A 26,093-nucleotide genomic window follows, 5' to 3' on the forward strand; every position below is an offset into this window, starting at 1 on the left:
AAACTGTGGTTGGTGTGGTCTCATAGGAGGGAAAAATGTCCCACGTATTAAGGCTGAAAAAATCGAATTGCCAGAATTGTTACAAATGCATAAGGCACTGTCCCGTGAAATCAATCAGATTTTCCGGCGGACAAGCTCACATAATCGAGGACGAATGCATACTCTGCGGAACCTGTTTCGTAGTGTGCCCCCAGAATGCAAAGGAAATAGTGGATGACACAGAACTGGTGAAAGTAATGCTCCAGCAGGATGCACCTGTTTACCTGAGCATGGCTCCTTCCTTTGTGGCAAATTACCATGTAGGCATTGAATCTATTAACGATGCAGCAGTAAAACTTGGGTTTGCCGGGGCAGAGGAAACGGCCATAGGCGCCACTATAGTAAAGAGAGAGTACGACAAAATGGTGAATGCAGGAGATGAGTCCTGCATGATCTCATCCTGCTGCCACTCGGTGAATCTCCTCATACAAAAGCATTACCCTGATTTGTTAAACCGGCTGGTGGATATTGCCAGCCCTATGCAGGCCCATGCCATAGACATCAAGAGAAGACACCCGGATGCAAAAGTTGTCTTCGTAGGGCCCTGTGTGGCCAAGAAAGACGAGGCTCTCCAGTATGCAGACATTGTAGACGCAACCCTGACCTTCGAGAACCTTTCTAACTGGTTTAACGAAGAAGGAATTGTGCTGGAGGACAAGAAGGATTCCAGAAACCAGTCAAAGGCCAGGATCTTTCCTACCAGCGGAGGTATTCTGAAGACCATGGAGAAGTCCAATCCAAACTTCAAGTACATGGTGGTAGATGGAGTGGAAAATTGCATGGCGGCCCTTGAAGACATCCGGCACGGCGGGAAGGGAAACGTTTTCATCGAGATGTCCGCCTGCTCAGGCAGCTGCATGAACGGACCTGTAATGGAGAAGTACAATTCCCATCCTGTTATTGAGTACATGGAGATAGCCGGATATGCGGGAATGGAAGATTTTCCGGTTGAACAGCCTGAACTTAACCAGATCAGGAAGAATTTCGACGTAATAGATCTTAATCAGATGAAACCTCCTGAAAGAGAGATCCAGGCAACACTGAGGAAGATGGGAAAGTACAAGCCTTCTGACCAGCTGAACTGCGGCACCTGCGGCTATGAATCCTGCAGGGAGAAAGCTATCGCCGTCCTTCAGGGCAAGGCGGAAATAGGAATGTGCCTGCCTTACATGAGAGAGAAAGCAGAAGACTTCTCCAATATTATTTTTGATAACACTCCTAACGGACTTATTGTTGTAAATGAAAGGCTGGAAATCCAGCAGCTGAACCCGGCTGCCTGCGAGATCCTGAACGTAAGAAGGGCTACAGACGTTATGGGTGAGCAGATTGTGACTCTCCTTGAGCCAAAGCCTTTCATGGACGCCCTGGAAACCAGAAAACCGGTTTTCATGTGCGTATATCTGGCTGAATACGACAGATATGTGGAGCAGACCGTCCTCTATGATAAAAAATACGGAATGGTCTTCTGCCTCATGAGAGACGTAAGCGACGAGGCCAGGGAGAGAGCCAGAAAAGAAGAGATCCGCCTTCAGACCACAGATATTGCAGATAAGGTGGTAGACAAGCAGATGAGGATCGTTCAGGAAATTGCCTCCCTTCTGGGAGAAACGGCTGCAGAAACCAAGATTGCACTGACGAAGCTGAAGGAGTCAATATCAGATGAATGATTTAAGTGTTGATATCGGTTATAGAAGCATAAATCACGTGGACGAACAGCTTTGCGGTGACCATGTGGATGTTGTGGAGCAGGGGCCGAATTCCAGAGTAGTTGTTCTGGCCGACGGCCTTGGCAGCGGCGTGAAGGCCAGCATCCTTTCCACCCTTACTTCAAAGATCATCTCAACTATGATGGCAGAGGGGCTTAGCCTGGAAGAATGCGTAAGAACTATTATCGCAACCCTCCCTGTAAACAAGGATCACGGGGTGGCCTATTCCACATTCACCATCATCCACATCATCGAGAACGAGACCGCCGAGGTTATTCAATTTGAGAACCCCCAGGTTATCATGATCAGGGATAACAAGGTCTTCGAATACGAGACCATTGAAACGGTCATCGACGGCAACAAGGTCCTAAGGTCTGTAATCGCCCTGGAGGAAGGTGATATATTTGTAGCCATGAGCGACGGCTGCCCTCATGCCAACGCCGAGCGGACCTATAACATGAACTGGAAGGTCTCTGATATTGCAGACTTTATGGCTACCATATCTCATGTGGGATATACTGCAAAGACCCTTGCCGCCATTCTGATCGAGGAATGCAACAAGCTTTATGACGGAAAACCTCTGGACGATGCCACTGCCTGCATAGTAAGGGTTATCAAGCGGCAGCAGGTCAACCTGCTCTTCGGTCCCCCTGCAGATCCCGACGACTGCGACCGGATGATGACACTGTTTTTTTCCAAGAAAGGAAAGAAGATTATCTGCGGAGGCACCACCGCCAAGATTGCCGCTGACTACCTGGGGAAGCCTATAACATATACGACGAAGATCGTCAGCAGAGACGTGCCGCCTACGTCTGAAATCGAGGGAGTGGACCTGGTCACAGAGGGTATAGTCACAATGGACAAGGTCCTTAAATATGCCAAAGAGTACCTGGACAGAGATGAAGGATACATGCAGTGGGGATTCCAGCACGATGCCGCTGCGGAAATCAGCAGAATACTCTTTGAAGAAGCAACTGATATAAACTTTATGGTTGGAAAGGCAATAAATCCCGCTCACAGAGGGAGCAGCAACAGCATCAGCTTCAACGTCAAGGTGAATCTGATAGGGGAGCTGACAAAGTGCCTTGAATCAATGGGAAAAAATGTGAAAGTGAGCTTGTTCTGATGGAACAAATGTCGTTTACAGATGCAGAACTGAATCTTGAAGATGAACGGCTGAAACCTCTGGCTGCAAGAATGCGGCCGCGGAATCTCAGTGAATATGTGGGCCAGTCCCATCTCATAGGTCCTGGAAAAGTCCTTACGAAAATAATAGACAGCGATCAGATAACGTCCATGATCTTCTGGGGACCTCCCGGAGTAGGAAAAACTACGCTGGCAAGGATCATCGCCAGTGAGACGAAGGCCCGGTTCATAGATTTTTCCGCAGTGACCAGCGGCATTAAAGAAATACGCCAGGTAATGCAGGATGCAGAGAAGAACCGGAAGTTCGGACAGAGAACCATCTTGTTTGTAGATGAGATTCACCGCTTCAACAAGGCACAGCAGGACGCTTTCCTGCCTTTTGTGGAAAAAGGAAGCATCGTCCTCATCGGGGCGACTACGGAGAACCCTTCATTCGAGGTTAACGGAGCGCTTCTCTCCAGGTGCAGGGTTTTCGTGCTGAAACAGCTGGAGAAGAAGGATATAGAGACTCTCATCAGGCGGGCTCTCACCGATCCCCGGGGATTTGGAAACAGCCCTGTGGAAATCTCAGATGAAATGATTTCCGCCATCGCCGGATTCGCCAATGGAGACGGGAGAAATGCCCTGTCAACTCTGGAAATGGTGGTTCTCAACGGTGATATGGACCCCCAGGGAAAGATAAAGGTTACTCAGGAGACTCTTGAACAGATCTTGTCAAAAAAATCTCTCCTTTACGACAAGAACGGCGAGGAGCACTACAATCTTATATCGGCACTTCACAAGAGCATGAGGAACTCTGATCCTGATGCGGCAGTTTACTGGCTGGCCAGGATGCTGGAAGCCGGAGAAGATCCCCTTTATGTTGCCAGGAGAGTCATACGGTTTGCATCTGAAGATGTGGGGCTGGCAGAGCCAAGGGCCATGGAAATGGCTGTTGCCGCATATCAGGCCTGCCACTACATTGGAATGCCGGAATGCAGCGTGAATCTCACACAAGCGGTGATCTACCTCTCTCTTGCTCCGAAATCCAACGCTATGGAAAACGCTTATTTTGCCGCTAGAGATGACGCACTGAAACAGCTGGCAGAACCGGTGCCAATGAACATCAGAAATGCTCCTACAAAACTCATGAAGGATGAGGGATACGGAAAGGGCTATCAGTACGCCCACAATTACCAGGGCCACATAACAGCAATGCAGTGCCTGCCCGACTCCCTGGAGGGAAAGCACTACTATGAGCCATCTGACCAGGGAATGGAGGTCCGAATGGCACAGAGACTTGAGAAAATCCGTCAGTGGAAGGATATGGAGAGGAGGAAAAAATGAAGGAATATCAGAAAACCATGAAAGCTCAGAAGAGGATCGCCCTCATTGCCCACGACCACAAGAAAGACACAATGGTGGACTGGTGCAAACAGAATAAAGAGATTCTGGGAAGGCATTTCCTGTGCGGCACTGGGACCACGGCAAAATTGATTTCATCAAACACAGGCCTTCCTGTGGAGGCCCTGAAAAGCGGCCCTCTGGGAGGAGACCAGGAGGTAGGTGCAAGAATTGCCCAGGGCGAAGTGGACATGGTTATCTTTTTCAGCGACCCTCTGGAAGCCCAGCCTCACGATCCGGACATTAAGGCTCTTCTCAGAATTGCCAATGTTTACAACATACCTTATGCTTCCAACCGTGCAACTGCAGATTTCATGATAACCAGCAGGTTTTTCGGTACAGAGTACACCGGTACTGAGGAAGATTATACGGAGATGAACGACAAGAGGGTAAAGAGTATCCAGGCGGAGATAGATTCATCCGAAAAAAAATAACATGAACATTTGAACATTTGCGGATTCGCGAAGAATCCCTTTCACCATAAGCCTCAGGACAAAGAAGTTCCCGGGGCTTTTATTATGGAAAAGGCTAAAACCCTATGATATACTTTGTCTTGTTGAGACATTAACGAAAATGATTACAGGAAGGTATAACATATGAAAGATATCGAGATCAGAGAGTTGTTCAGAAACAGTGAGAAGTACAGCGACCAGGAGATTGTTGTAAGAGGCTGGATCAGAAACAACCGTAACTCAAAGAAGTTCGGATTCATTGAACTTAATGATGGCAGTTTTTTCAAACCTGTGCAGGTAGTATACGAAGCTGAGGATCTCGAGAATTATGAGGAAATTGCCAAGGCTCACCTTGCTTCAGGACTTATGGTAAAGGGGTTCTTCCGTCTGACACCAGAGGCAAAGCAGCCTTTTGAGATCAAGGCCACAGAGATTGTCATAGAGGCAGCTTCAGCTCCTGACTATCCTCTTCAGAACAAACGCCACTCAATGGAGTTCATGAGAGAGATAGGCCATCTGAGACCAAGGAGCAACACTTTCTCTGCAGTATTCAGAGTAAGAAGCATAGTTGCCTATGCAATTCACAAGTTCTTCCAGGAAAGAGGATTTGTATACGTTCACGCACCGCTGATTACAGGAAGTGACGCAGAGGGTGCTGGGGAGATGTTTCAGGTTACAACTCTGGACCAGAAGAATCCTCCTCTGACAGAGGACGGTGAGATCGACTACAGCCAGGACTTCTTCGGCAAGGAAACAAACCTGACCGTTTCGGGACAGCTGGAAGCAGAGGCTTTTGCACTGGCATTCAGAAAAGTGTATACCTTCGGACCTACCTTCAGGGCCGAGAATTCCAATACTGCCCGCCATGCATCAGAGTTCTGGATGATCGAACCTGAGATTGCCTTTGCCGATCTGTCAGATGACATGGACGTGGCAGAGGACATGGTGAAGTACATCATCAATTACACTCTGGAGAACGCACCAGAAGAGATGGAATTCTTCAACAAGTTCATTGATAAGGGACTGCTGGACAGACTCCATCACATCGTAAATTCTGACTTTGACAGAGTTACTTACACAGAGGCAGTAGAAATCCTGAAAAAGGCTGACAAGAAATTCGAGTATCCTGTTGAGTGGGGCATCGACCTTCAGACAGAGCACGAGAGATATCTGACTGAAGAGGTATTCAAGAAGCCTATTTTCGTAATTGACTATCCGAAGGATATAAAAGCATTCTACATGAGGCTTAACGACGACGGTAAGACTGTGGCAGCATGTGATATGCTGGTGCCAGGCGTAGGAGAGATTATCGGAGGAAGCCAGAGAGAAGAGAGAATGGATGTGCTGACCAGAAGAATGGAAGAACTGGGAATGGGCGGCAGCAGCTATGACTGGTATCTGGATCTCCGTAAATACGGCGGTGTAAAGCACGCGGGATACGGACTGGGATTTGAGAGAATGATCATGTATCTCACGGGAATGAGCAACATCAGAGATGTGATTCCTTTCCCGAGAACTCCTAAGAACTGCGAGTTTTAGGAATGATATTTGACGGTTTCCCGCAATTGAAGGGACTTGGGCCGTTTGATATAATTTAAACGCAGTCACTCTACGGACACTGCAAAAATAATCAAAAAATGATTGGAGGATCGAAGATGAAGGGATATTCCAGCGATAAGGTAAGAAACGTTGTTCTGCTCGGACACGGCGGGTGCGGCAAGACTACACTGATCGAAGCTGCACTGCTGGCAACAGGCGTTACCAGCAGACTCGGAAGAGTTGAGGACGGAAACACTGTATCCGACTATGACAAGATGGAGATCGAGAAGAAGTTTTCCATCAACACAACACTGGTACCCGTTGAATACAAGGGATATAAGTACAATTTCCTTGACACTCCCGGATACTTCGACTTCCAGGGAGAGGTTATCTCTGCGCTGAGCACTGCAGGAGCTGCCATTATCGTGGTCGACGCTTCTGAAGGAGTTCAGGTTGGTACAGAGAAGGCATGGGAGATGTGCAGAAAGTATCACACTCCTAAGTTCATGGTTCTGAACAAGATGGACAAGAGCGATGCTGACGCCGACAAGGTAGTAGAACAGATTCGTCAGGTGTTCGGCAACTCTGTAGTTACAGACGATGACCAGGATGCACTTAACGAAGCTGTAGCAGGTGCCTCCGAAGAGCTGATGGAGAAGTTCTTCAACGATGAGCCTTTTACAGAAGAAGAGTTCACAAACGGTCTGAAGAACGGAATCGCTACAGGTGACATCGTTCCTATTATCAAGTGCTCTGCTCTCAAGGGTGGAGACGGCATTGACGAGATTCTGAGATGTATCAGCAAGTACGTTCCTGATCCTGAGGACCATGATCCATACCCTGCAGTTAACAATGCAGGTGAGGACATTGAGATTGCAACAGATGTAAACCAGGATCCACTGCTCTATGTATTCAAGACTATTGCAGACCCGTTCCTGGGAAAGATCTCATATGCCAAGGCAATTACAGGAACAGTCAAATCTGGTGTTGAGATGTACAACCCGAGGACACAGAAGAACGAGAAACTTGGTTCGATGTTCTTCGTAAGAGGAAAGACTCAGGAGCCGGCAACTGAAGTGCCTGCAGGAGATATTGTAGCTCTGGCAAAACTTCAGAATACAAGAACAGGAGATACCCTCTGCCTTAAGGCAAGACCTGTTACAATGGAGCCGATCCACTTCCCTAAGCCTGTATACTACATTGCTATCGAGCCTAAGGACAAGAACGATGAAGAGAAGATGGCACAGGGCCTCCACAAGCTTCATGAAGAAGATCCTTCATTCGTTCTGGAGAGAAACAGCGAGACACATCAGTCTCTTCTGGGTGGCCAGGGAGATATGCATCTGAATATCATCCTCGCCAAGCTTAAAGAGCGTTACGGAGTAGAGGTAAAGACAGTTCCTCAGAAGATCGCATACAGAGAGACCATCAAGGGCAACTCCGATGTACAGGGCAAGCACAAGAAACAGTCTGGCGGCGCAGGCCAGTATGGAGATGTACACATCAGATTCTCCCCGTCGAAGGAAGAATTCGAGTTCTCCGAGGAGCTGTTCGGAGGATCCGTTCCTAAGAACTATGTTCCGGCTGTTGAAAAGGGCCTGAGAGAATGTATGGACAAAGGACCTCTGGCTGGCTGCAAGGTAGTCGGTGTTAAGGCAGTACTTTACGATGGATCCTACCATGAGGTGGACTCCAACGAAGTATCCTTTAAGATTGCAGCTTCCATAGCTTTCAAGAAGGGTATCAAGGCAGCAAAGCCTTGTCTGCTGGAGCCTGTAATGAAGCTGACCATCACCGTACCGGAGAAGTATACCGGAGACGTTATGGGAGACATGAACAAGAGAAGAGGCCGCATTCTTGGAATGGAGCCTTCTGAAGACGGCAAGACCGTCCTCATGGCAGAGGCACCACAGTCAGAACTCTTTGATTATGCTATTAAGCTGAGAGCTATGACCCAGGCAAGAGGATCCTTCGAGATGGAGTTCTGCAAGTACGAGGAGCTGCCTGGAAATCTGGCAGAGAAGGTAATCGCAGAGCACGCAGCAGAAGAGGAAAAGTAATTGCAGATACCTGGTCCGGGAGCCCGTGGAAAGGGGAACCGGCACTAAACACAAAAGAAACAGAAGCTCCGGCCCTGGCCGGGGCTTCTGTTGATATGAGAGAGCCGGGGGATAGATAAATGGCAAAAAAAATTAAAAAAATATTTCTCTGTTCGGAGTGCGGTTTCGAGAGCCCTGCCTGGGCAGGACAGTGCCCTAACTGCAGATCCTGGGGAACCCTGCAGGAATACACGCCGCCTGCAGAAAGCAGACCTGATGACAGGAGGAGGAAACTCTCTGATTCTCCGGGGCCAGTGCAGCTGGGAAAGGTTGGAACCAGAACTTATTCAAGAATAGACACAGGAATCGGGGAGCTGAACAGAGTGTTAGGTGGCGGCGCTATACCCGGATCCCTGATTTTGATTTCAGGAGAGCCGGGAATAGGCAAGTCCACCCTGATCATACAGGCCTCTGACAGCGTGGCAAAGACCTATGGAAGGGTTCTTTACGTGTCCGGAGAGGAATCTGAAGAGCAGATCAGACTCCGGGCCGACCGGGTATGCCCCGGAATTTCTGATGAGCTGTATATTTTTTCTGAAACCAACATGGAAAGAGTTCTCAGGGCCTGCCGTGAACTTAAACCTAAGTTTTTGGTTATAGACTCAATTCAGACTATGTACACCCAGGATCTGGACAATATTGCGGGCAGCATCACCCAGATCAGGGCCTGTTCAAACCTGTTGATGCAGTACGGCAAGGCAGAAGGGGTGCCCGTATTCATTGTGGCCCATATAAACAAATCAGGAGACATTGCCGGCCCAAAGACCATAGAGCACATGGTGGACGTTGTGCTCAGCTTCACAGGAGAGCGGAACGGAGAGCTGAGGCTCCTCCGGGCATTCAAAAACAGGTTTGGAACTACAGAAGAAATCGGTGCTTTCCGCATGGGTGCTCTTGGAATGGAACAGGTGACAGATCTGTCTGGAAGCCTCATAGAGAACATGGATGTGGGAGAAGAAGGCTCAGTTGTTTCAGGAGTCTACGAAGGATCAAGGCCCGTATTTTTCGAAATTCAGGCGCTGGTATCTCCGGCTAACGTGGGATTCGCCAGGAGAACTTCCGTAGGAGTGGACAACAACAGGCTTAACATGATCCTGGCAGTTCTGGAGAAAAAGGCTGGAATTTCCCTTCTGAACTACGATGTATATGTAAACGTAGTGGGAGGCATCAAGCCGGACAGCCCTTCTGCAGATCTGGCAGTAGCTCTGGCCATATACAGCTCCTTCAAGGGAATCGCTCCTTCCTCCAGGCTTATGGCCCTGGGAGAGGTAGGCCTTACAGGTAATCTCAGGTCCGTGCGGAATGTGGACAAGATTTTGCCGGAAGCAGAGCGGCTTGGATTCGACGCCGTGATTGTGCCGGAAAGAACTTCAATACAGAAACAGATATCCATACGTGTGCTGAAAGCCGCTGGCCTTCGGGATGCCATCAGATTTTTTCACTGAAGCCCCATGAATCTGTAAAACAACTTTCGTTTTAGAACAAATGATGCTGTGTTATAATTGCGTAAACAGTTGGCGCATAAGGCGCCGTAACTTTTGAGGACAAAGTTTGACAAGGAGAAATGCAGAAATGAAGAAACTTCTTGTAGTTGATGATGAAGCAAAAATCAGAGAGGTCATCAGAGAGTATGCTGAGTTCAGCGGCTATGATGTAACTGAGGCGGAGGATGGAATGAGCGCCATCGGCCTCTGTAAGCTCAACGACTATGATTTGATAATCATGGATGTCATGATGCCTAAACTGGATGGGTTCAGCTCTATTAAGGAGATCAAGAAGATCAAGGATATTCCTGTGATCATGCTCAGCGCCAGAGGAGAGGAGTACGACAAGCTCTTCGGTTTTGAACTGGGCATCGACGATTATGTGGTTAAGCCTTTCAGCCCTAAGGAACTGATGGCCAGGGTAAATGCTGTTCTTACAAGAAGGAGCGGAGGAGAGCAGACTACTTCCAATATCATGAAGTTTGACGGTCTGGAAGTTAACTTTGCGGCCAGAACTATTACTGTAGACGGAAAGAGGGTAGACCTGACTCCGAAGGAATACGATCTTCTGTTCTACCTGATTCAGAACAGGAACATCGCTCTTTCCAGAGATAAACTGCTTTCGGATATCTGGGGATATGATTTCTTCGGAGACGACAGGACCATCGATACTCACATCAAGAACCTGAGAAACAACCTGGGCCCATACAGGAATTTCATCGTTACCCTCAGAGGAGTAGGATACAAGTTTGAGTACGAAGACAAGGACAAAGACAAATAACGGAAATTGCTACAATCGTAAGAGACCGCGGATGGATATGAGCAGTATAAAGACAGCTACACTGCTCTATTTTCTCATGTTTGCAACGATTCTCCTGATACTGATCTGGACCCTCCAGACCTTCTTCATGGACAACTACTATCAGAGGATGAAGATAAGGGAGACCAATCAGACATCTCATGTCCTGGAACAGCTTTATGAGAAACAATCAGATAAGTTCGATTCAACTGCAATTCACTATTCCATAAGCAGCGGCTCAACTATCAGGGTGGAAACTGCAGATTCAGTAACCATTTACGATAATGGAGCTAAACAGGACGGATCACTGATGCCATACGGCCCGGAGCTGGGGGCTGCCAGAGAACAGCTGAAGCAGAGTTCCTTCGATTCTGCGGCCGTGATAGTAAAGGACAACAATAACGACGGTTTGTCCAAATTAATACACATCAGTTATCTTGGAGGCAGGGACAGCGGAAACATGCTTTATGTGATTGCGCCATTATACCCTGTTAAGTCAACCATATCTATCCTCAGACAGCAGCTGGTGTATATTACTTTCATTGCCATGATGATAGCCGCCATTCTTGCATATTTCATGTCCATAAGGCTGTCTGCGCCTATTGAGAGGATAACAGACTCGGCTATTGAACTTTCACAGGGAAACTACAACGTAAAGTTCAATGGCAGCGGTTTTACAGAGACGAAGGAACTGGCAAGAACTCTGAACACTGCATCTTATGAAATGCAGAAGACAGATTCTTATCAGAAGGACCTGATAGCCAACGTTTCCCATGACCTTAAGACACCTCTCACCATGATAAAATCATATGCAGAGCTTATCGATGATATCTCAGGGGATGATCCTGTTAAGAGGAAGCAGCATCTCCACGTAATAATTCAGGAAGCTGACAGGCTGAACAAGCTTGTTACAGACATGTTATCTGTATCCAAGCTTCAGTCCAACGCCCTTGAGCTGAACAAGGTCAAGTTCAATATTGCCGAGGCAGCCAGTGAGGTTGCGGATACATACAGAGTCCTTTCAGAACAGGGCTATGAGATAAACGTAAGTATTTGCAAGTCTGCCTGGGTTTACGGAGATGAAGAAAAATTGAAGCAGGTAATGTCCAACTATATTTCCAATGCCGTGAAGTATGGCGGGGAAAATAAGTTTGTGGCCATTGAGCTGAAGCGGACAGGCAGGAAGGTGAGGTTCGATGTAATAGACCACGGTGTGGGCATTCCGTCAGATGAGATCGGTCATGTTTGGGACAGATATTACAGAACCAGTGCCAATCACGACAGGAAGATAGAAGGATCCGGTCTTGGCCTTTCCATCGTCAAGGGAATTCTCACTCTCCATAATGCAAATTACGGTGTTGAGTCGAGAGAGGGAAGCGGCTCGGATTTCTGGTTTGAAATGGATACGGTGAGAAAATAACCGGAGGAGAATCAGGAAAGAAGCCGGACAGAATATTACACGGAAACTGGAGGACTTTCATGGCTTGTCCATGGAAGTCTTTTTTCGGTAATAAGCGGCTTTCAGAACCTGACAATGGAAACTCCCCTGAATATGGAAAAAACCGGGAACCATATCATTGACATGATTGTGGAGATTGTAGTAGAATACACATTTTTGTAAATTTGCTTTTTGTAATAACTTTTTGGTATAATACTTTCATCTAAAGTATAGAATGGAGGTATGAGATGTACCAGATAGGGGATAATATTGCTTATCCGATGCAGGGCGCAGGGACAATTACAGATATCCAGCACAGCGAGTCTGGAGAAGAGACTGAGAGCTACTACATTCTCAGCCTTCCCTTCAGTAAGATGAACGTTATGATTCCTGTCTCCAGCTCGGGGAAGGTGGGCGTCAGGCCTGTTATATCCAAGGATGAGATAATGCAGGTAATGAAGACTCTTGGTGAAGAGACACAGCCCATGCCATCTAACTGGAACAGGCGCTTCAGAGAGAACACGGAGAAGCTGAAGACCGGAGACATTTACGTGGTGGCAGGAGTTGTTAGAGACCTGGTTCGAAGCGACAGGAACAAGAAACTGAGCACAGGGGAGAACAAGCTCCTTAATAATGCCAAGCAGATTCTTGAAAGTGAACTGGTTCTGGCAGGGGGAATAACCCTGGATGAAGCAGAAACAATGGTGCTGGATCATATCTGATCTGAATGACGGCATGAGTGCATCCAGACAGATATAGATAGAATTGTATACGGAAAGGAGGTGAGTAGATTGCTTAAGAAAATATATTCAGCTCTTATGCTTGTATTAGGCGGAATATTCGGCGGGGTCTTTTATTACATTATGAAAATAGTAATTGATCCTGACTATGAAGCGGGACAGAAGGTTCTAAGAGACAATGGGGATTACAGCATGTTTATCCTCAGTGTTTTTGTTTTTGCATTTACTTTTTACTTTCTTGCTCCTGTAGTCAGCAAGAAGGGAGCCAAAGTAACTCTGAACATCGGCAGAGACCTTGAAGGAGTATCCAGCAGAAGCGTTCTGGCAGGAACTGTAGGAATTATTACCGGACTTATCCTTGCATTACTTATTTCAATGACCTACAGATCTGTGCTGTCCAGCGGCTGGTACGCAATAGTTACTATGGTTTTGTATATTCTCTGCGGATTTCTGGGCTTTGCAGTTGGAATCGGACTGTCCAAGGACAAATCGCCTGGCTCCGTCCTTGAAGGAATTGTCTCCTCCAGGATGTCAAGAAAGGCAGATTCCGTTCCGAAGATAGTGGATACCAGCGTAATCATAGATGGAAGAATTGCTGACATCATGGATACAGGATTTCTGGAAGGGCCAGTTGCTGTTCCGGATTTTGTGCTTGTAGAACTCAGGCACATTGCCGATTCATCTGACAGCCTGAAGAGGGCCAAGGGAAGAAGAGGACTGGACGTCCTTGACAGAATACAGAAGGATTTTGGAGTGGAAATTTATAATACATCCAAGATAACAGTCCTTGATGAAATTCCTGAAGTAGATGTGAAGCTCATTAAGCTGACACAGAACCTGGGAGGCAGGCTGCTGACCACAGATTACAATCTGAACAAGGTGGCAGGAATAAATGGAATCAAGGTTATGAATATCAATGACCTTGCCAACGCCATTAAGCAGGCAGTTATTCCGGGAGAATCTCTTGAGGTTGAAATTGTAAAGCAAGGTAAAGAACCGGCACAGGGAATTGCCTACCTTGATGACGGAACTATGGTGGTCGTGGAAGACGGCAGGAAACAGATAGGTTCCAAGGTGAAGATTACAGTGACCAGTGTAATCCAGACCTCTGCAGGAAAAATGATATTTGGAAGAGTCAGTATGAGGCAGACTGCAAGCTGATGACTGATAGGTACACAGTTGCCCGGAGTGCTGCGAATATAAGGCGGCCACCGGGCTTTTTATGAGGCGCGAAAAATGACCGAAACAAGATTGAAAGAGTACTGGGCTGTACTCCCTGCAGGAGGAAGCGGTACCCGCATGGGAGCTTCAATTCCAAAACAGCTGTTACAGTACAAAGGAAGAGCTGTACTTGAAAAAGCGGCACTGCCATTTCTTGAGGATGAAAGAATTACAGGAGCGGTGATCGTAATACCTTCACAGGGAGAAAAATTTTTTTTCCAGGAAATAGCAGAGCGGCTCCATAGTGAAACGGGAAAACCCGTGGCCATCGTCCGGGGCGGCAGTGAACGGAGAGATTCGGTCATGAAGGGCCTGGAATATGTGAAAAAACAGACGAAAGAGAAGGGCATAGGGGAAGAGGATGTCTATGTTCTTATTCATGACGGAGCCAGGCCGGAAGTAACTGAAGAGATTATTGACAGAAATATCAGGGGACTGAATGTATCCAATGCGGTGTGCACGGTAGTCCCCGCCGTTGATTCTATGCGGCTTTCAGAGTCTCCAAGGCAGTTGCGCCAGAATGATGGATGGCTTATAATGGACTCTAAAGTGCTGGAAAGGCGCTTCGTATACAATGTTCAAACTCCACAGAGCTTCAGGCTGAAAGAAATCCTGGGGGCTTATGCCGTCGCTGCAGAGGCAGGTTATCTTGGAACTGACGATGCATCGGTGGCTCAATATGCGGGGATTCCTGTGGCCCTGGTTAATGGAGAGCTGAGCAATATTAAGATAACTACGAGAAAGGACATGCCTATGACTGTCAGAACAGGAACAGGCTTCGATGTACATAGGTTTGCAGAGGGCCGTCCTCTTATTCTCTGCGGTACTCCTGTGCCCAGCAGCGTCGGGCTGCTAGGTCATTCAGACGCAGATGTGGCCACCCATGCTTTAATGGATGCACTTCTGGGGGCAGCAGGCAAAGGAGACATCGGGGAGCATTTTCCCGATACTGATGACCGGTATCTCGGCGCGGACAGCCTCCGTCTTTTGGAGGAAACAATGAAGATAATCGGGGACTGGCAGGTAGTCAATGCAGATGTGACTATCATTGCTCAGAAGCCGAAATTGTCGCCGTATAAAGGCGAAATGAGAAAACGAATTGCAGAGGTTCTCCGGATTGATGAGGATCGTGTGAATATTAAAGCTACCACAACAGAAGGGCTGGGTTTCACCGGCACCGGAGAAGGAATGGCGGCTATGGCAGCTGTCACAATAGAAGGGAGATTCTGAAATGAGACTATCTGACAAGCACCTCAAGACACTAAGGGAGGCGCCAAAGGAAGCAGAAATTGTCAGCCATCAGCTGATGGTTAGAGCTAACATGATAAAGAAGCTGGCATCAGGCATCTACGCTTATCTGCCAATGGGATGGAGAACGGTAAGGAAGATCGAGCAGATCATCAGAGAAGAGATGGACAGAATCGGAGGCGAGGAGTTCCACATGCCTCACGTTAATCCTGCAGAGCTCTGGAAGGAATCGGGCAGATGGTATGCATACGGTCCTGAGCTGTGGAGAATTAAAGACAGAAACGGAAGGGAATTCTGCCTGGCACCAACCTGCGAAGAGGTGTTCACCGACTTTGTGAAGAATGAAGTATCTTCTTACAGAGAACTTCCTCTCCAGCTCTATCACATTCAGTTCAAGTACAGAGACGAGGCTCGTCCTAGATTCGGACTGATGAGAGGCAGAGAATTCATCATGAAGGATGCATATTCCTTCGATGCTGACAAGGAGATGCTGGACTACAGCTACAACCTTTACTACAACGCATATGAGAACGTTTTCGACCGCTGCGCACTGGATTACAGAATAATCGAGGCAGATAACGGTCCAATCGGCGGAAGCAATTCCCACGAGTTCTCAGCACTGTCAGATGTAGGAGAAAGTGAGATCGCATACTGTGAGAAGTGCGGCATGGCAGCTACTACAGAGAGAGCAGAGTGCAGAGATGATGCTCCTGTTGTAGAGGAAATGGAAGAGCTGAGAGAGGTATACACACCTGGAACAAAGACTATTGCAGATGTGTGCAACTACCTGGGAATCGATGAAAAGAGATCCATCAAGGCTCTTATGTTCGTAACCTATGACAGAGATTTGAATCCAGATGAATATGTTTGCGTATTTATCAGAGGAGACAGAGAGCTGAACATGATCAAGCTGGTAAATGCCCTGGGAATTCCTGAACACAACATTGAGTTCGCAAACGAGGAGGAGATGGGACCAGCTACAGGCATCGTAGGAGGATTTACAGGCCCTGTGGGACTGCAGAACTGCAAGATCGTTGTAGACAGCGAGCTGGTAGGTACAGTTAACATGTGTGCCGGAGCCAATAAGGAAAATCACCATCTCATGGGCGTATGCTACGGCAGAGACTACAAGGGTGACATCGTAACAGATGTCAAGGTTCTCCAGGCAGGAGACCCATGCCCACACTGCGGCGCACCTGTAAAGCACACCAGAGGTATTGAAGTAGGACAGATATTCAAGCTGGGCAAGAAATATTCTCACTCCATGAACACAACTTACAAGGATGAGGACGGCCAGGATCACGAATACGAAATGGGATGCTACGGAATCGGCGTTACCAGAACTATGTCCGCAATTATTGAACAGCACCATGATGATGACGGAATTATCTGGCCTGTTTCAGTAGCTCCATATCACGTATGGATCACAGTTATCGATCCTTCTAATGAAACTCAGATGGAACTGGGAGCGCAGATCGAGTCAGAGCTTGAGCAGAGAAATGTAGAAGTTGTGGTTGATGACAGAGACGGCAGACCTGGAGTTAAGTTCAAGGATGCAGACCTTATAGGATGCCCGATCAGAATTACTGTAGGCAAGAAGGCAGGAGAAGGACAGGTAGAGTATAAACTGAGGAGAGAATCCCAGGTTACTCTGATGACAGCCCAGGAGGCAGTAAAGGCAGCCAAGGAACTGGTAGAGGCTGAGCGTTTTGGAACTGACCACATCAGAATGCCTGAGTTCAAGTATCACAACGGACGCCTCAAGTAGTGGGAAGAATTGGAAATACCTTGCTTAAGCCGGGCTGTTCCCCCATTGCATAAAAAAAGAACCATTAAGATATCCATTAATTTTATGGACATCTTAAATAAGAAGGCAGAAAATCGAATGCAGCTCCGCCGTGCGGGGCTGCATTCTGTATGTAGAAAAGATTCGTATAAATTCGTATAAATCAGGAGAAGAAAATGTGGGAACTGTTCACAATATTTTTTAAGCTGGGAATATTTACTGTGGGAGGGGGCATTGCCATGATACCTGTCCTGCAGAAGAGAATGGTGCAGGAACTCAAGTGGTTTACTGATGACGAGATGATGGACATCATAGCCATCTGTCAGGGACTTCCGGGAGTCCTTGCTGTTAACATGGCCACATTTGTGGGATACAAGAAGAAGAAACTTGCAGGAGCTATGGTGGCAACCTTTGGAGTTATTCTTCCATCTTTCATTGTGATTTTGCTGATCGCCAAATCTCTTACTATGTTCAGGGAAAATATTTACATCCAGGGCGCCCTTGGAGGTCTTAAAGCAGCTGCGGCCGGCCTGGTGCTCATTGCCGTATGGCAGGTGGGAAGAACAGCCGTCAGCGATGTTTTCTCTGCTCTATGTGCAATTTCAGCCTTCCTCCTGATTGCTGTGTTTGATATCAATGTGGTGTATGTAATTATTTTATTCCTGCTGATCGGGGTGGCCAAAGAATTCCTTTTCCCGGGAAAACCTGCCCTGGATCCGGAAGCTATCAACGCAGATGAGAAAGAAAGCACAAAGAAAGATAAAGAGTAGGAGATTGTAACATGCTATATATAAAACTTTTCCTTGCTTTCGTGAAAATAGGTCTTCTGGGATTTGGAGGGGGACTGGCAATCATTCAGCTGATATACGACAGCATCCAGCAGTTTGCTGCAATAACCCCTTCACTGTTTGCTGAGATTGTAGCCATTGCTCAGGTCACACCAGGGCCGGTTGCCATCAACACAGCTACCTATATTGGTTTTGTAAGCGGAGGTATTTCAGGAGCGGCTGTTGCAACTGCCGGTGTGGCTCTTCCATCTTTCGTTATAATTTCAATGGTCAGCAGGGCCATGGAAAAGTTCAAGGACAGCAGGATTGTCAAGGGAGCACTTTCCGGAATCAGGCCGGCTGCTGCAGGACTGATAGGAGCAGCTTTTCTGACAGTCAGCAAGCCTGTAATTATAAGTGACGCTCATCTGGGGGCTAATTTCCACCATTTACTGGCCATGATGCCGCCGGCCTGGGATCTCATATCCCTGGTTCTTGCAGTAGTTACAGTTATCCTTATTGGCCCTGTGAAAAAAGATCCTATAAAGATTTTGCTGATAATGGCAGTTGTTGGTGCAATACTGGGAGCATAATGCCTATTGTAGATAAACAAATTAAACTATATAATTCACTATGAGATTCTGTGAAAAAGTTTATTGTGCCAAAACAAGGAGGCAGTCAATGAAAGTATATAATTCACTTACCGGCCGGAAAGAGGAGTTTATTCCACTGGAAGAAGGCAAGGTAAAAATGTATGTATGCGGACCTACCGTATACAATTTTTTCCATATAGGAAATGCAAGACCTTTCGTGGTTTTTGATACACTGAGAAGATATTTCATCTGGAGAGGATATGAAGTCAAGTACGTGCAGAACTTCACTGACGTGGATGACAAGATCATCAACAGAGCAAGAGAAGAGGGCATAACAGCACCGGAAGTTTCTGAGAAATACATTAAAGAGTATTTTGAAGACGCAAAGGCTCTCAATGTACTTCCTGCAGACGTTCATCCAAAGGTTTCAGAGCATATCGATGATATTATCGACTTCGTTCAGACTCTTATTGACAAGGGATACGCTTACGAAGCCGATGGTGACGTTTACTATTCTCCAAGGAAATTTGAGGGATACGGAAAGCTTTCAGGCCAGAACATAGATGATCTGGAGTCTGGAGCAAGAATCGCCATAGGAGAGGTTAAACACGATCCGCTGGACTTTGCTCTCTGGAAGGCTCAGAAGGAACCGGACGAGATTGCATGGAAGTCCCCGTGGGGAATGGGAAGACCAGGCTGGCACATTGAGTGTTCCACCATGGCCAGAAAGCATCTGGGACCTACAATCGATATTCACGGAGGCGGACAGGATCTGAAGTTCCCTCACCATGAGAACGAAATTGCCCAGTCCGAGGCATGCAACGGAGTTCCTTTTGCAAAATACTGGATGCACAATGGCTACATCACCATCGATGGCGTGAAAATGTCCAAATCATTGAACAATTTCTTTACTGTCAGAGATATAAGAAAGCTTTACAGCGGTGACGTAATCAGATTTTTCCTTCTTTCAGGCCATTACAGAAGCCCTATTAACTTCAGCGACGTACTGATGGAGCAGGCGAAGCAGGGACTGAACAGAATAGTCACATGTGTTGAGACCCTCGAACACCTGGAGAAAAACGGCACAGATGATTTTTCAGATGCTGACAAGGCAGAGCTGAAGGGCCTGGACAAGTACAGAGATATGTTCATTGAAGCAATGGACGACGATCTTAACACTGCTGACGCAATCTCCGCCATCTTCGAAATGGTCTCTGATATTAACGTATACGTTCGCAACGGAGCTTCAAAGATTTTTGCAAAAGAAGGAATTGCGCACATCAAGGAGCTTACGGACGTTCTGGGCGTAATGCAGCACACAGAAGATGAGGATTCAGCAGATCCTGAGATTCAGGCACTTGTGGATGAGCGCCAGGCTGCAAGAAAAGAAAAGAACTGGGCAAAGGCTGATGAGATCAGAGATAAGCTTAAGGAAATGGGATATACCATCAAAGATACACCTCAGGGTGCACAGCTCATCAAGGATTGATCAGCTGCAGGAATAAAGATAGAAAGACAGATCATAGATGATAAACATTGATAATGTACAGACGGCAACCCTTGCTTTCCTGGGAGATGCAGTGTATGAGAAGGCTGTCAGGAGGATGCTGGTGGAGAACGGACTGAACCAGGCTGACAGGCTCCACCGGGCTGCCGTCAAATACGTGTCGGCTGAAGGCCAGTCAAGGGCGGCTGCAGAGCTGTGCAAGGGTTTCCTCACAGAAGAAGAGGTGAGGCTTGTTAAGAGAGCGAGAAATCATAAGACCACCTCTCATCCCAGGCATGTAGATCCAAGAAAATACAAGATGGCCACCGGCTTTGAGGCCCTCATCGGTTATCTGGACCTGAAGGGTGATGAAGAGCGGCTGAATCAGGTGATAAGCCAGTCTGTTCATATTATCAACGGCCGCAGCAGCTCAGCACAGAAAAAAGCCGCCGGCATTGATACAGCAACTGCAGATAGAGAGAAGGAATAAGTAGCAATGAGCAAAGCAGATGAGAAGTTTGTTTCGATGTGCCGTGACATTCTGGAAAATGGTTTCAGTACAGAGGGCAACAACGTAAGAGCAAGGTGGGACGACGGTACTCCTGCCCACACAATCAAGAATTTCGGAGTGGTAAACAGATACGATCTAAGCGAAGAATTTCCAGCCCTTACCTTGAGACCTACAGCCATTCGTCTGGCCTTCGACGAGCTGCTGTGGATATGGCAGAAGAAGTCCAACAATATTAAAGACCTGAATTCCCACATATGGGATCAGTGGGCAGATGAAAACGGCAGCATTGGCAAGGCCTACGGATATCAGCTGGGCATTCCGTACAAGTTCAAGCAGGGAGAAATGGACCAGGTAGACAATGTGCTGTGGCTTCTGAAAAACGACCGTTATTCCAGGAGAATAATGACGAACATGTACAATTTCGCCGATCTCAGCGAAATGGGTCTGGAACCGTGCGCCTACAGCATGACCTTTAACGTAAAAGGTAACACTCTGAACGCAATACTTAACCAGAGATCCCAGGACGTCCTTACGGCAAACAACTGGAACGTTGTGCAGTATTCACTTCTTCTCATGATGATGGCTCAGGTCAGCGGTCTTAAGGCAGGAGAACTGGTTCACGTCATTGCCGACGCCCATATTTACGACAGGCACGTGGATATTGTAAAAGAGCTGATCGAAAGGCCTCAGTATCCGGCACCGAAGGTGAGACTGAATCCGGATATAACAGATTTCTATGAGTTTACGGACAAAGACCTGATCATCGAGGACTACCAGAAAAATCCTCAGGTCAAGAACATTCCTGTGGCTATATAGCCCCGGGAACTGCCGCACAGTGAATAGAATTTTTACAGAAAAGGAGACCGGACATGAATCTCATAGTTGCTGTAGACAGAAAATGGGGAATAGGAAGAGACAATAAGCTCCTGGCCCATTTGCCGGGTGATATGAAGTTTTTCAAGAACACCACCATGGGCGGAGTGGTAGTCATGGGACGAAAGACTCTGGAAAGTATGCCCGGGGGAAAAGGACTACCGGGAAGGGTCAACATCGTCCTCACCAGGAACACGGAATACCAGGCAAAGGATGCCCAGGTGGTTCACACCAGAGATGAGCTTATGAAGCTCCTTGAGCAATATGATGACCAGAAGGTGTTCATTCTCGGCGGGGGATCAGTTTACAGAGAGTTCTACAAGTACTGTTCTGTATGCTATATAACAAAGATAAATGCAGAATTCGATGCAGACACTTTCATGGTGAACCTGGACGAAGATGATGATTTCAAGCTGACTAATGTCAGCCCTGAGCAGGAAGATAATGGAATAAACTATACATTCTGTACTTATGAGAATGTAAGATAATTGAGTTTTTGAGGATGACAGACAGGGCGGATGTACAGCCGCCTTGAGGACCGGGAGAGGACCATGAGCAAGGGCCAGAACAAATACAGAGCCGAAAGAATGGAAAAACAGGCTGAGTCAGGGTTCCGCAAAGGAAAGAACCAGGACAAGGGAAGCCGGAGAAGAGACGGATACAAAAAGAAAAGTGCAGGGGCAACCGGGGACATGAAAGAAAGGCAGGCCGGAAAATACGGCCGGTCCAGAGACGGAAGACCAGCGGGATATGGATCCGGATATGGTTATAGAGAGGAAGATCTGAGAAGGGATCAGGAAGCTGTTTTCGACGACGGCGCTGAGAAGATCTTCGGCAGAAATCCGGTGATTGCTGCTCTCCGGGGCTCAAGAGAAGTGGAGCATATTTATATAGCCAGGGGCTCAGAAGGATCTGCAAAACAGATTGCCGGCATGGCGAAAGACAGCGGAGTTCCCCTGGATTTCGTGGACAGAGAAGTTATCAACGCCATGGCCCGGGGAGAAAGACATCAGGGGGTGGCTGCCAGAGTTTCCGAGTACAGCTACTCCACTATTCAGGATGTGTTCAAAAGAGCTGAAGAATCAGGAGAGGATCCGTTTGTAATCGTTCTTGATGAAATCAGCGATCCCCACAATCTTGGCGCAGTTATCAGAACTGCAGAGTGTGCTGGTGCCCACGGCGTTATAATTCCAAAAAGAAGAGCCTGCGGCCTTACGGGCGTAGCAGCAAAGGCTTCTGCCGGGGCCATTGAATCGGTTCCGGTAGTGAGAGTTACAAATATAAGCAGAACCCTGGACGAACTGAAGGAACTGGGCCTTTGGATTGCCGCTTGCGATATGGGAGGACAGCTGTATTACAAGGCGGACCTCTCAGGGCCATTGGCAGTGGTAATCGGAAGCGAGGGATCTGGAATAAGCAAGCTGGTAAAGGACAAGTGCGACTTTACGGTTTCCATGCCTCTTAAGGGAAAAGTAAATTCTCTTAACGCATCAAATGCGGCTGCGGTTATTATGTACGAAGTTCGCAGGCGGAGAGACATGCTTGATGAGTGATCTACAGGTTCCCCTCAGGCTGCAGCAATGAATGTATAGAAAAACAACAGAGTACTTAATGAAAAGCCTTGACATTGACAACGGGTCAGAGTAACATTAATAGGCGTCTTTATGTACACTGGTGCGGAGCGGAAATAAAACGCTCTGTACTTTTAGGTTGACGAAGAATAGAGATAAAAAACAGTTATCATATATTTAAGGAGGAGATCATCGTGAGGAACAAGATCATACTCGCATGCACAGAATGCAAGCAGAGAAACTACAACACAACAAAGAACAAGAAGAATGATCCTGACCGTATTGAGCTGATGAAGTATTGCAAGTTCTGCGGCAAGGAGACTCTCCACAAGGAAACAAAATAGTTCACTGAGAACGGAGTATTTTTATGGCTAAGAACAAAGGCAACAACAGCAATAAAAAATCCGGAAGCAGCAGATCTGCTGTGGGCAGAGCAGCAAGCTACGGTTCCTCTGCGGGACGTGCTCAGAGCAAAAGAGAACGCAGCGGCATCATGAGCTATTTCAAAGGAGTTCGTCAGGAGTTCAAGAAGGTCGTATGGCCTACTAAGAACGAACTCGGAACAAGCACTGTAGTTGTTTTTGCTGTATGCGCTTTCTTCGCAGTCGGCTTCTGGCTGATTGATACCGGATTCCTTGCTGTACTCAGATCAATTCTGGGTATTTCTATGTCTTAATAGAATAAAGGAAACGGGAGATTATAATGGCAGATATCAACGAAAACAGCACGGATGTAAGGCCGTCCCTCTCACCTCTTGAGGGAGAAGGACTTCGTGGCGACGGAACAGCAAAATGGTACGTTGTTCACACTTACTCCGGATACGAGAACAAGGTTAAGGACAGCATCGAGCGCATGGTTGAATACCGGGGGATGCAGGACCTGATCCTTGAAGTGGCCATTCCTACAGAGAACAGGGTGGAGATCAAGAACGGACAGAGGAAAGTAAGGCAGAGAAAGCTTTATCCCGGATACGTTGTTGTAAAGATGATCGTCACCAATGAGACCTGGTACCTGGTAAGAAACACCGAAGGCGTAACGGGATTTGTAGGTCACGGCTCAGATCCAATTCCACTGACCAAAGAAGAAGTTGTCAGAATGGGAATGGAGAAAATGCGAATCGAACTGGACATCGAGGTTGGTGATACTGTCCGCATCGTCAGTGGTCCTTTTGAAGGTCATATGGCCATCGTTGAGGATATAAACACTGAGAAGCAGGTGGTAAAGGCCAGAGCATCAATGTTCGGTCGAGATACATCTGTGGAACTTGAGTTTTCACAGGTGGATAAATTATAGAAGAAAGGAGTAGACAATGGCTAAGAAGATCGAAGGCTATATCAAGCTTCAGATCCCTGCAGGAGGAGCAACTCCGGCACCGCCAGTTGGTCCTGCACTGGGACAGAAGAGCGTAAACATCATGGACTTCTGTAAGCAGTTCAACGCTCAGACATCTGGACAGTCCGGAATGATCATTCCAGTTGTGATTACTGTTTATTCAGACAGATCATTCACATTCGTATGCAAGACTCCGCCAGCAGCAGTTCTGATCAAGAAGGCTGCAGGAATCGAGACAGCATCCGGAGAGCCTAACAAGACTAAGGTTGCAAAGATCACACTGGCACAGGCACAGGAGATTGCTCAGACAAAGATGCCTGACCTGAACGCAGCATCCCTTGAGGCTGCCACAGACATGATCAAGGGAACAGCCCGCAGCATGGGTGTAGAAGTAGTAGAAGGCTAATTATGTGGGAGGCGGTGAAGAACTGCCGTTAGCACCACAAGGAGGAAAAAATGCCAAAGAGAAGCAAGAGATTCAACGCTGCTCTGGAGTCATTCGACAAGACACAGTCATACAGCGTTGCAGAGGCTGCAGGTCTTGTAAAGAAGACAAGCAGCGCAAAGTTCGACGAGACAGTTGAACTCCACATCCGTCTGGGTGTAGACGGAAGACACGCAGATCAGCAGGTAAGAGGCGCAACAGTTCTCCCTCACGGCACAGGTAAGACCAAGAAGGTTCTGGTATTTGCCAAGGGACCTAAGGCTGAAGAGGCAGAGGCTGCTGGTGCAGATTACGTAGGTGCTGAGGATATGGCAGAGAAGATCCAGAAAGAAAACTGGTTCGACTTTGACGCAGTAGTTGCAACTCCAGACATGATGGGTGTTGTAGGTCGTCTCGGTAGAGTCCTGGGACCTAAGGGACTGATGCCAAACCCTAAGTCAGGTACAGTTACAATGGATCTGACAAAGGCTCTGGAAGATATCAAAGCTGGTAAAGTAGAGTATCGTCTGGACAAGGCTAACATCATCCACGTTATTATCGGTAAGGCTTCCTTCACACAGGATCAGCTTACTGACAATGCTAACGCACTGATCGGTGCTATTGCAAAGGCTAAGCCATCAACAGCAAAGGGTCAGTACTTCAAGAGCGTTACCATGACTTCAACAATGGGACCTGGAGTGAAAGTCAACACAGCTTCACTGGGCTAAATCAGTGATGACAATGGAATACCAGCCTAAGACAGCGGGTGCGTAAGCTCAATAACCCGCCGAGGTACAATATATATTGCCTCGCTTTGGAAAAATGCGGGGTTTTTTGTACCCCAGACACCAGGTACGGTGACAGGTCGAAAAACAAAATTTTGAATGGAGATTTCCATTCAGGAAAGGAGATACAATGTCTGTAGAAGCAAAAGCAGCTAAGCAGGTGATCATCGACGAGATCAAGGAAAGATTTGAGAATTCATCTTCCGTTGTAGTTGTTGATTATCTGGGAATCACAGTAGCTGAGGCTGATGCTCTGAGAAAGGAACTCAGAGAGGCAGGCGTACAGTTTACTGTATATAAGAACACACTTGTAAAGCGTGCAATCGAAGGAACAGAGTATGAAGAACTTGGCGAATGCCTGAAGGGATCAAGCGCCCTGGCATTCAGCTCCGAAGATGCAACAGCAGCTGCAAGAATTCTGAACAAGGCTATCAAGAAGTACAAGAAGATGGCATTCAAGGGCGGAGTTCTTGACGGAGCAGTTCTCACACCAGAGCAGGTCGTTGCACTGGCAGATATCCCATCAAGAGAGGAGCTTATCGCTCGTTTCATGGGAAGCATCCAGGCTCCTATTTCCAAGTTCGCAAGAACCCTCAAGGCTATTGTGGACGAGGGCGGCGAAGAAGGAGCACCTCAGGAATCCGAGGCAGCAGAAGCTTAGGATTCACCGC

Annotated in this window: 26 protein-coding genes and 1 other annotated feature; all 26 genes read left to right on the forward strand. The window is 47.4% G+C overall.

What is annotated here, in order from left to right:
* Nucleotides 1-35 precede the first annotated feature (35 nt).
* The 26 genes from FYJ66_RS03160 to rplJ all read left to right on the forward strand — a co-directional run bounded on the left by FYJ66_RS03160 (nucleotide 36) and on the right by rplJ (nucleotide 26,083).
* On the forward strand, nucleotides 36-1,706 hold the full coding sequence (locus FYJ66_RS03160; RefSeq protein WP_154572055.1) for a [Fe-Fe] hydrogenase large subunit C-terminal domain-containing protein: 1,671 nt from the start codon (nucleotides 36-38) through the stop codon (nucleotides 1,704-1,706).
* Nucleotides 1,699-2,871, forward strand: a complete 1,173-nt coding sequence (locus FYJ66_RS03165; protein WP_154572056.1) for a SpoIIE family protein phosphatase — start codon at nucleotides 1,699-1,701, stop codon at nucleotides 2,869-2,871. The genes FYJ66_RS03160 and FYJ66_RS03165 overlap by 8 nt, the downstream gene beginning before the upstream one ends.
* Before the next feature lie 8 nt (nucleotides 2,872-2,879).
* Nucleotides 2,880-4,217, forward strand: coding sequence for a replication-associated recombination protein A (locus FYJ66_RS03170; protein WP_338070521.1), 1,338 nt, complete (start codon nucleotides 2,880-2,882; stop codon nucleotides 4,215-4,217).
* Nucleotides 4,214-4,708 carry a methylglyoxal synthase gene (locus FYJ66_RS03175; protein WP_154572058.1) on the forward strand — a complete coding sequence of 165 codons (495 nt, stop codon included), beginning with the start codon at nucleotides 4,214-4,216 and terminating at the stop codon, nucleotides 4,706-4,708. The genes FYJ66_RS03170 and FYJ66_RS03175 overlap by 4 nt, the downstream gene beginning before the upstream one ends.
* A gap of 162 nt (nucleotides 4,709-4,870) precedes the next feature.
* Entirely contained in the window at nucleotides 4,871-6,265 is a 1,395-nt protein-coding gene (asnS, locus tag FYJ66_RS03180; RefSeq protein ID WP_154572059.1) for an asparagine--tRNA ligase, read from the forward strand.
* Nucleotides 6,266-6,381: 116 nt separating this feature from the next.
* Nucleotides 6,382-8,325, forward strand: a complete 1,944-nt coding sequence (locus FYJ66_RS03185; protein ID WP_154572060.1) for an elongation factor G — start codon at nucleotides 6,382-6,384, stop codon at nucleotides 8,323-8,325.
* A 119-nt stretch (nucleotides 8,326-8,444) separates the two neighbouring features.
* Nucleotides 8,445-9,809: a DNA repair protein RadA gene (gene radA / locus FYJ66_RS03190; RefSeq protein ID WP_154572061.1), complete on the forward strand. Its 1,365-nt coding sequence runs from the start codon at nucleotides 8,445-8,447 to the stop codon at nucleotides 9,807-9,809.
* A gap of 127 nt (nucleotides 9,810-9,936) precedes the next feature.
* On the forward strand, nucleotides 9,937-10,629 hold the full coding sequence (locus FYJ66_RS03195) for a response regulator transcription factor (protein WP_154572062.1): 693 nt from the start codon (nucleotides 9,937-9,939) through the stop codon (nucleotides 10,627-10,629).
* Nucleotides 10,630-10,660: 31 nt separating this feature from the next.
* Entirely contained in the window at nucleotides 10,661-12,067 is a 1,407-nt protein-coding gene (locus FYJ66_RS03200) for a HAMP domain-containing sensor histidine kinase (RefSeq protein WP_154572063.1), read from the forward strand.
* Nucleotides 12,068-12,333: 266 nt separating this feature from the next.
* The gene (locus FYJ66_RS03205; RefSeq protein WP_154572064.1) at nucleotides 12,334-12,807 is read left to right on the forward strand and encodes a CarD family transcriptional regulator; all 474 of its coding nucleotides are present in this window, start codon (nucleotides 12,334-12,336) and stop codon (nucleotides 12,805-12,807) included.
* A gap of 69 nt (nucleotides 12,808-12,876) precedes the next feature.
* Nucleotides 12,877-13,986 carry a PIN/TRAM domain-containing protein gene (locus tag FYJ66_RS03210; protein ID WP_154572065.1) on the forward strand — a complete coding sequence of 370 codons (1,110 nt, stop codon included), beginning with the start codon at nucleotides 12,877-12,879 and terminating at the stop codon, nucleotides 13,984-13,986.
* A gap of 75 nt (nucleotides 13,987-14,061) precedes the next feature.
* On the forward strand, nucleotides 14,062-15,276 hold the full coding sequence (gene ispF / locus FYJ66_RS03215) for a 2-C-methyl-D-erythritol 2,4-cyclodiphosphate synthase (protein WP_154572066.1): 1,215 nt from the start codon (nucleotides 14,062-14,064) through the stop codon (nucleotides 15,274-15,276).
* A gap of 1 nt (nucleotide 15,277) precedes the next feature.
* The gene (locus tag FYJ66_RS03220; protein WP_154572067.1) at nucleotides 15,278-17,062 is read left to right on the forward strand and encodes a proline--tRNA ligase; all 1,785 of its coding nucleotides are present in this window, start codon (nucleotides 15,278-15,280) and stop codon (nucleotides 17,060-17,062) included.
* Nucleotides 17,063-17,256: 194 nt separating this feature from the next.
* Nucleotides 17,257-17,850 carry a chromate transporter gene (locus FYJ66_RS03225; protein ID WP_154572068.1) on the forward strand — a complete coding sequence of 198 codons (594 nt, stop codon included), beginning with the start codon at nucleotides 17,257-17,259 and terminating at the stop codon, nucleotides 17,848-17,850.
* Nucleotides 17,851-17,861: 11 nt separating this feature from the next.
* Entirely contained in the window at nucleotides 17,862-18,440 is a 579-nt protein-coding gene (locus FYJ66_RS03230) for a chromate transporter (protein WP_154572069.1), read from the forward strand.
* Nucleotides 18,441-18,528: 88 nt separating this feature from the next.
* Nucleotides 18,529-19,929 carry a cysteine--tRNA ligase gene (gene cysS, locus FYJ66_RS03235; RefSeq protein WP_154572070.1) on the forward strand — a complete coding sequence of 467 codons (1,401 nt, stop codon included), beginning with the start codon at nucleotides 18,529-18,531 and terminating at the stop codon, nucleotides 19,927-19,929.
* 37 nt (nucleotides 19,930-19,966) lie between these two features.
* On the forward strand, nucleotides 19,967-20,416 hold the full coding sequence (locus FYJ66_RS03240; protein ID WP_154572071.1) for a Mini-ribonuclease 3: 450 nt from the start codon (nucleotides 19,967-19,969) through the stop codon (nucleotides 20,414-20,416).
* Between the two features lie 6 nt (nucleotides 20,417-20,422).
* Nucleotides 20,423-21,253: a thymidylate synthase gene (gene thyA, locus FYJ66_RS03245; RefSeq protein ID WP_154572072.1), complete on the forward strand. Its 831-nt coding sequence runs from the start codon at nucleotides 20,423-20,425 to the stop codon at nucleotides 21,251-21,253.
* A 53-nt stretch (nucleotides 21,254-21,306) separates the two neighbouring features.
* Nucleotides 21,307-21,798 (forward strand): dihydrofolate reductase, encoded by a 492-nt coding sequence (locus tag FYJ66_RS03250; protein ID WP_154572073.1) that lies wholly within the window; start codon nucleotides 21,307-21,309, stop codon nucleotides 21,796-21,798.
* Between the two features lie 339 nt (nucleotides 21,799-22,137).
* Nucleotides 22,138-22,863, forward strand: coding sequence for a 23S rRNA (guanosine(2251)-2'-O)-methyltransferase RlmB (rlmB, locus tag FYJ66_RS03255; protein ID WP_277007933.1), 726 nt, complete (start codon nucleotides 22,138-22,140; stop codon nucleotides 22,861-22,863).
* Between the two features lie 212 nt (nucleotides 22,864-23,075).
* A complete protein-coding gene (gene rpmG / locus FYJ66_RS03260) occupies nucleotides 23,076-23,225 on the forward strand; it encodes a 50S ribosomal protein L33 (RefSeq protein ID WP_270303530.1) in 150 nt (49 codons plus the stop codon).
* Nucleotides 23,226-23,248: 23 nt separating this feature from the next.
* A complete protein-coding gene (gene secE / locus FYJ66_RS09275) occupies nucleotides 23,249-23,557 on the forward strand; it encodes a preprotein translocase subunit SecE (RefSeq protein ID WP_154572074.1) in 309 nt (102 codons plus the stop codon).
* Between the two features lie 26 nt (nucleotides 23,558-23,583).
* Nucleotides 23,584-24,174 (forward strand): transcription termination/antitermination protein NusG, encoded by a 591-nt coding sequence (gene nusG, locus FYJ66_RS03270; RefSeq protein WP_154572075.1) that lies wholly within the window; start codon nucleotides 23,584-23,586, stop codon nucleotides 24,172-24,174.
* A 16-nt stretch (nucleotides 24,175-24,190) separates the two neighbouring features.
* Nucleotides 24,191-24,619 carry a 50S ribosomal protein L11 gene (rplK, locus tag FYJ66_RS03275; protein WP_154572076.1) on the forward strand — a complete coding sequence of 143 codons (429 nt, stop codon included), beginning with the start codon at nucleotides 24,191-24,193 and terminating at the stop codon, nucleotides 24,617-24,619.
* 50 nt (nucleotides 24,620-24,669) lie between these two features.
* The gene (rplA, locus tag FYJ66_RS03280; RefSeq protein WP_154572077.1) at nucleotides 24,670-25,365 is read left to right on the forward strand and encodes a 50S ribosomal protein L1; all 696 of its coding nucleotides are present in this window, start codon (nucleotides 24,670-24,672) and stop codon (nucleotides 25,363-25,365) included.
* Nucleotides 25,366-25,372: 7 nt separating this feature from the next.
* Nucleotides 25,373-25,483 (forward strand) — a sequence feature (ribosomal protein L10 leader region).
* 69 nt (nucleotides 25,484-25,552) lie between these two features.
* Nucleotides 25,553-26,083, forward strand: a complete 531-nt coding sequence (gene rplJ, locus FYJ66_RS03285) for a 50S ribosomal protein L10 (protein WP_154572078.1) — start codon at nucleotides 25,553-25,555, stop codon at nucleotides 26,081-26,083.
* Nucleotides 26,084-26,093: the final 10 nt, after the last annotated feature.

The sequence above is a fragment of the Allobaileyella intestinalis genome (assembly GCF_009695865.1).
Lineage (GTDB): Bacteria > Bacillota > Clostridia > Peptostreptococcales > Anaerovoracaceae > Allobaileyella > Allobaileyella intestinalis.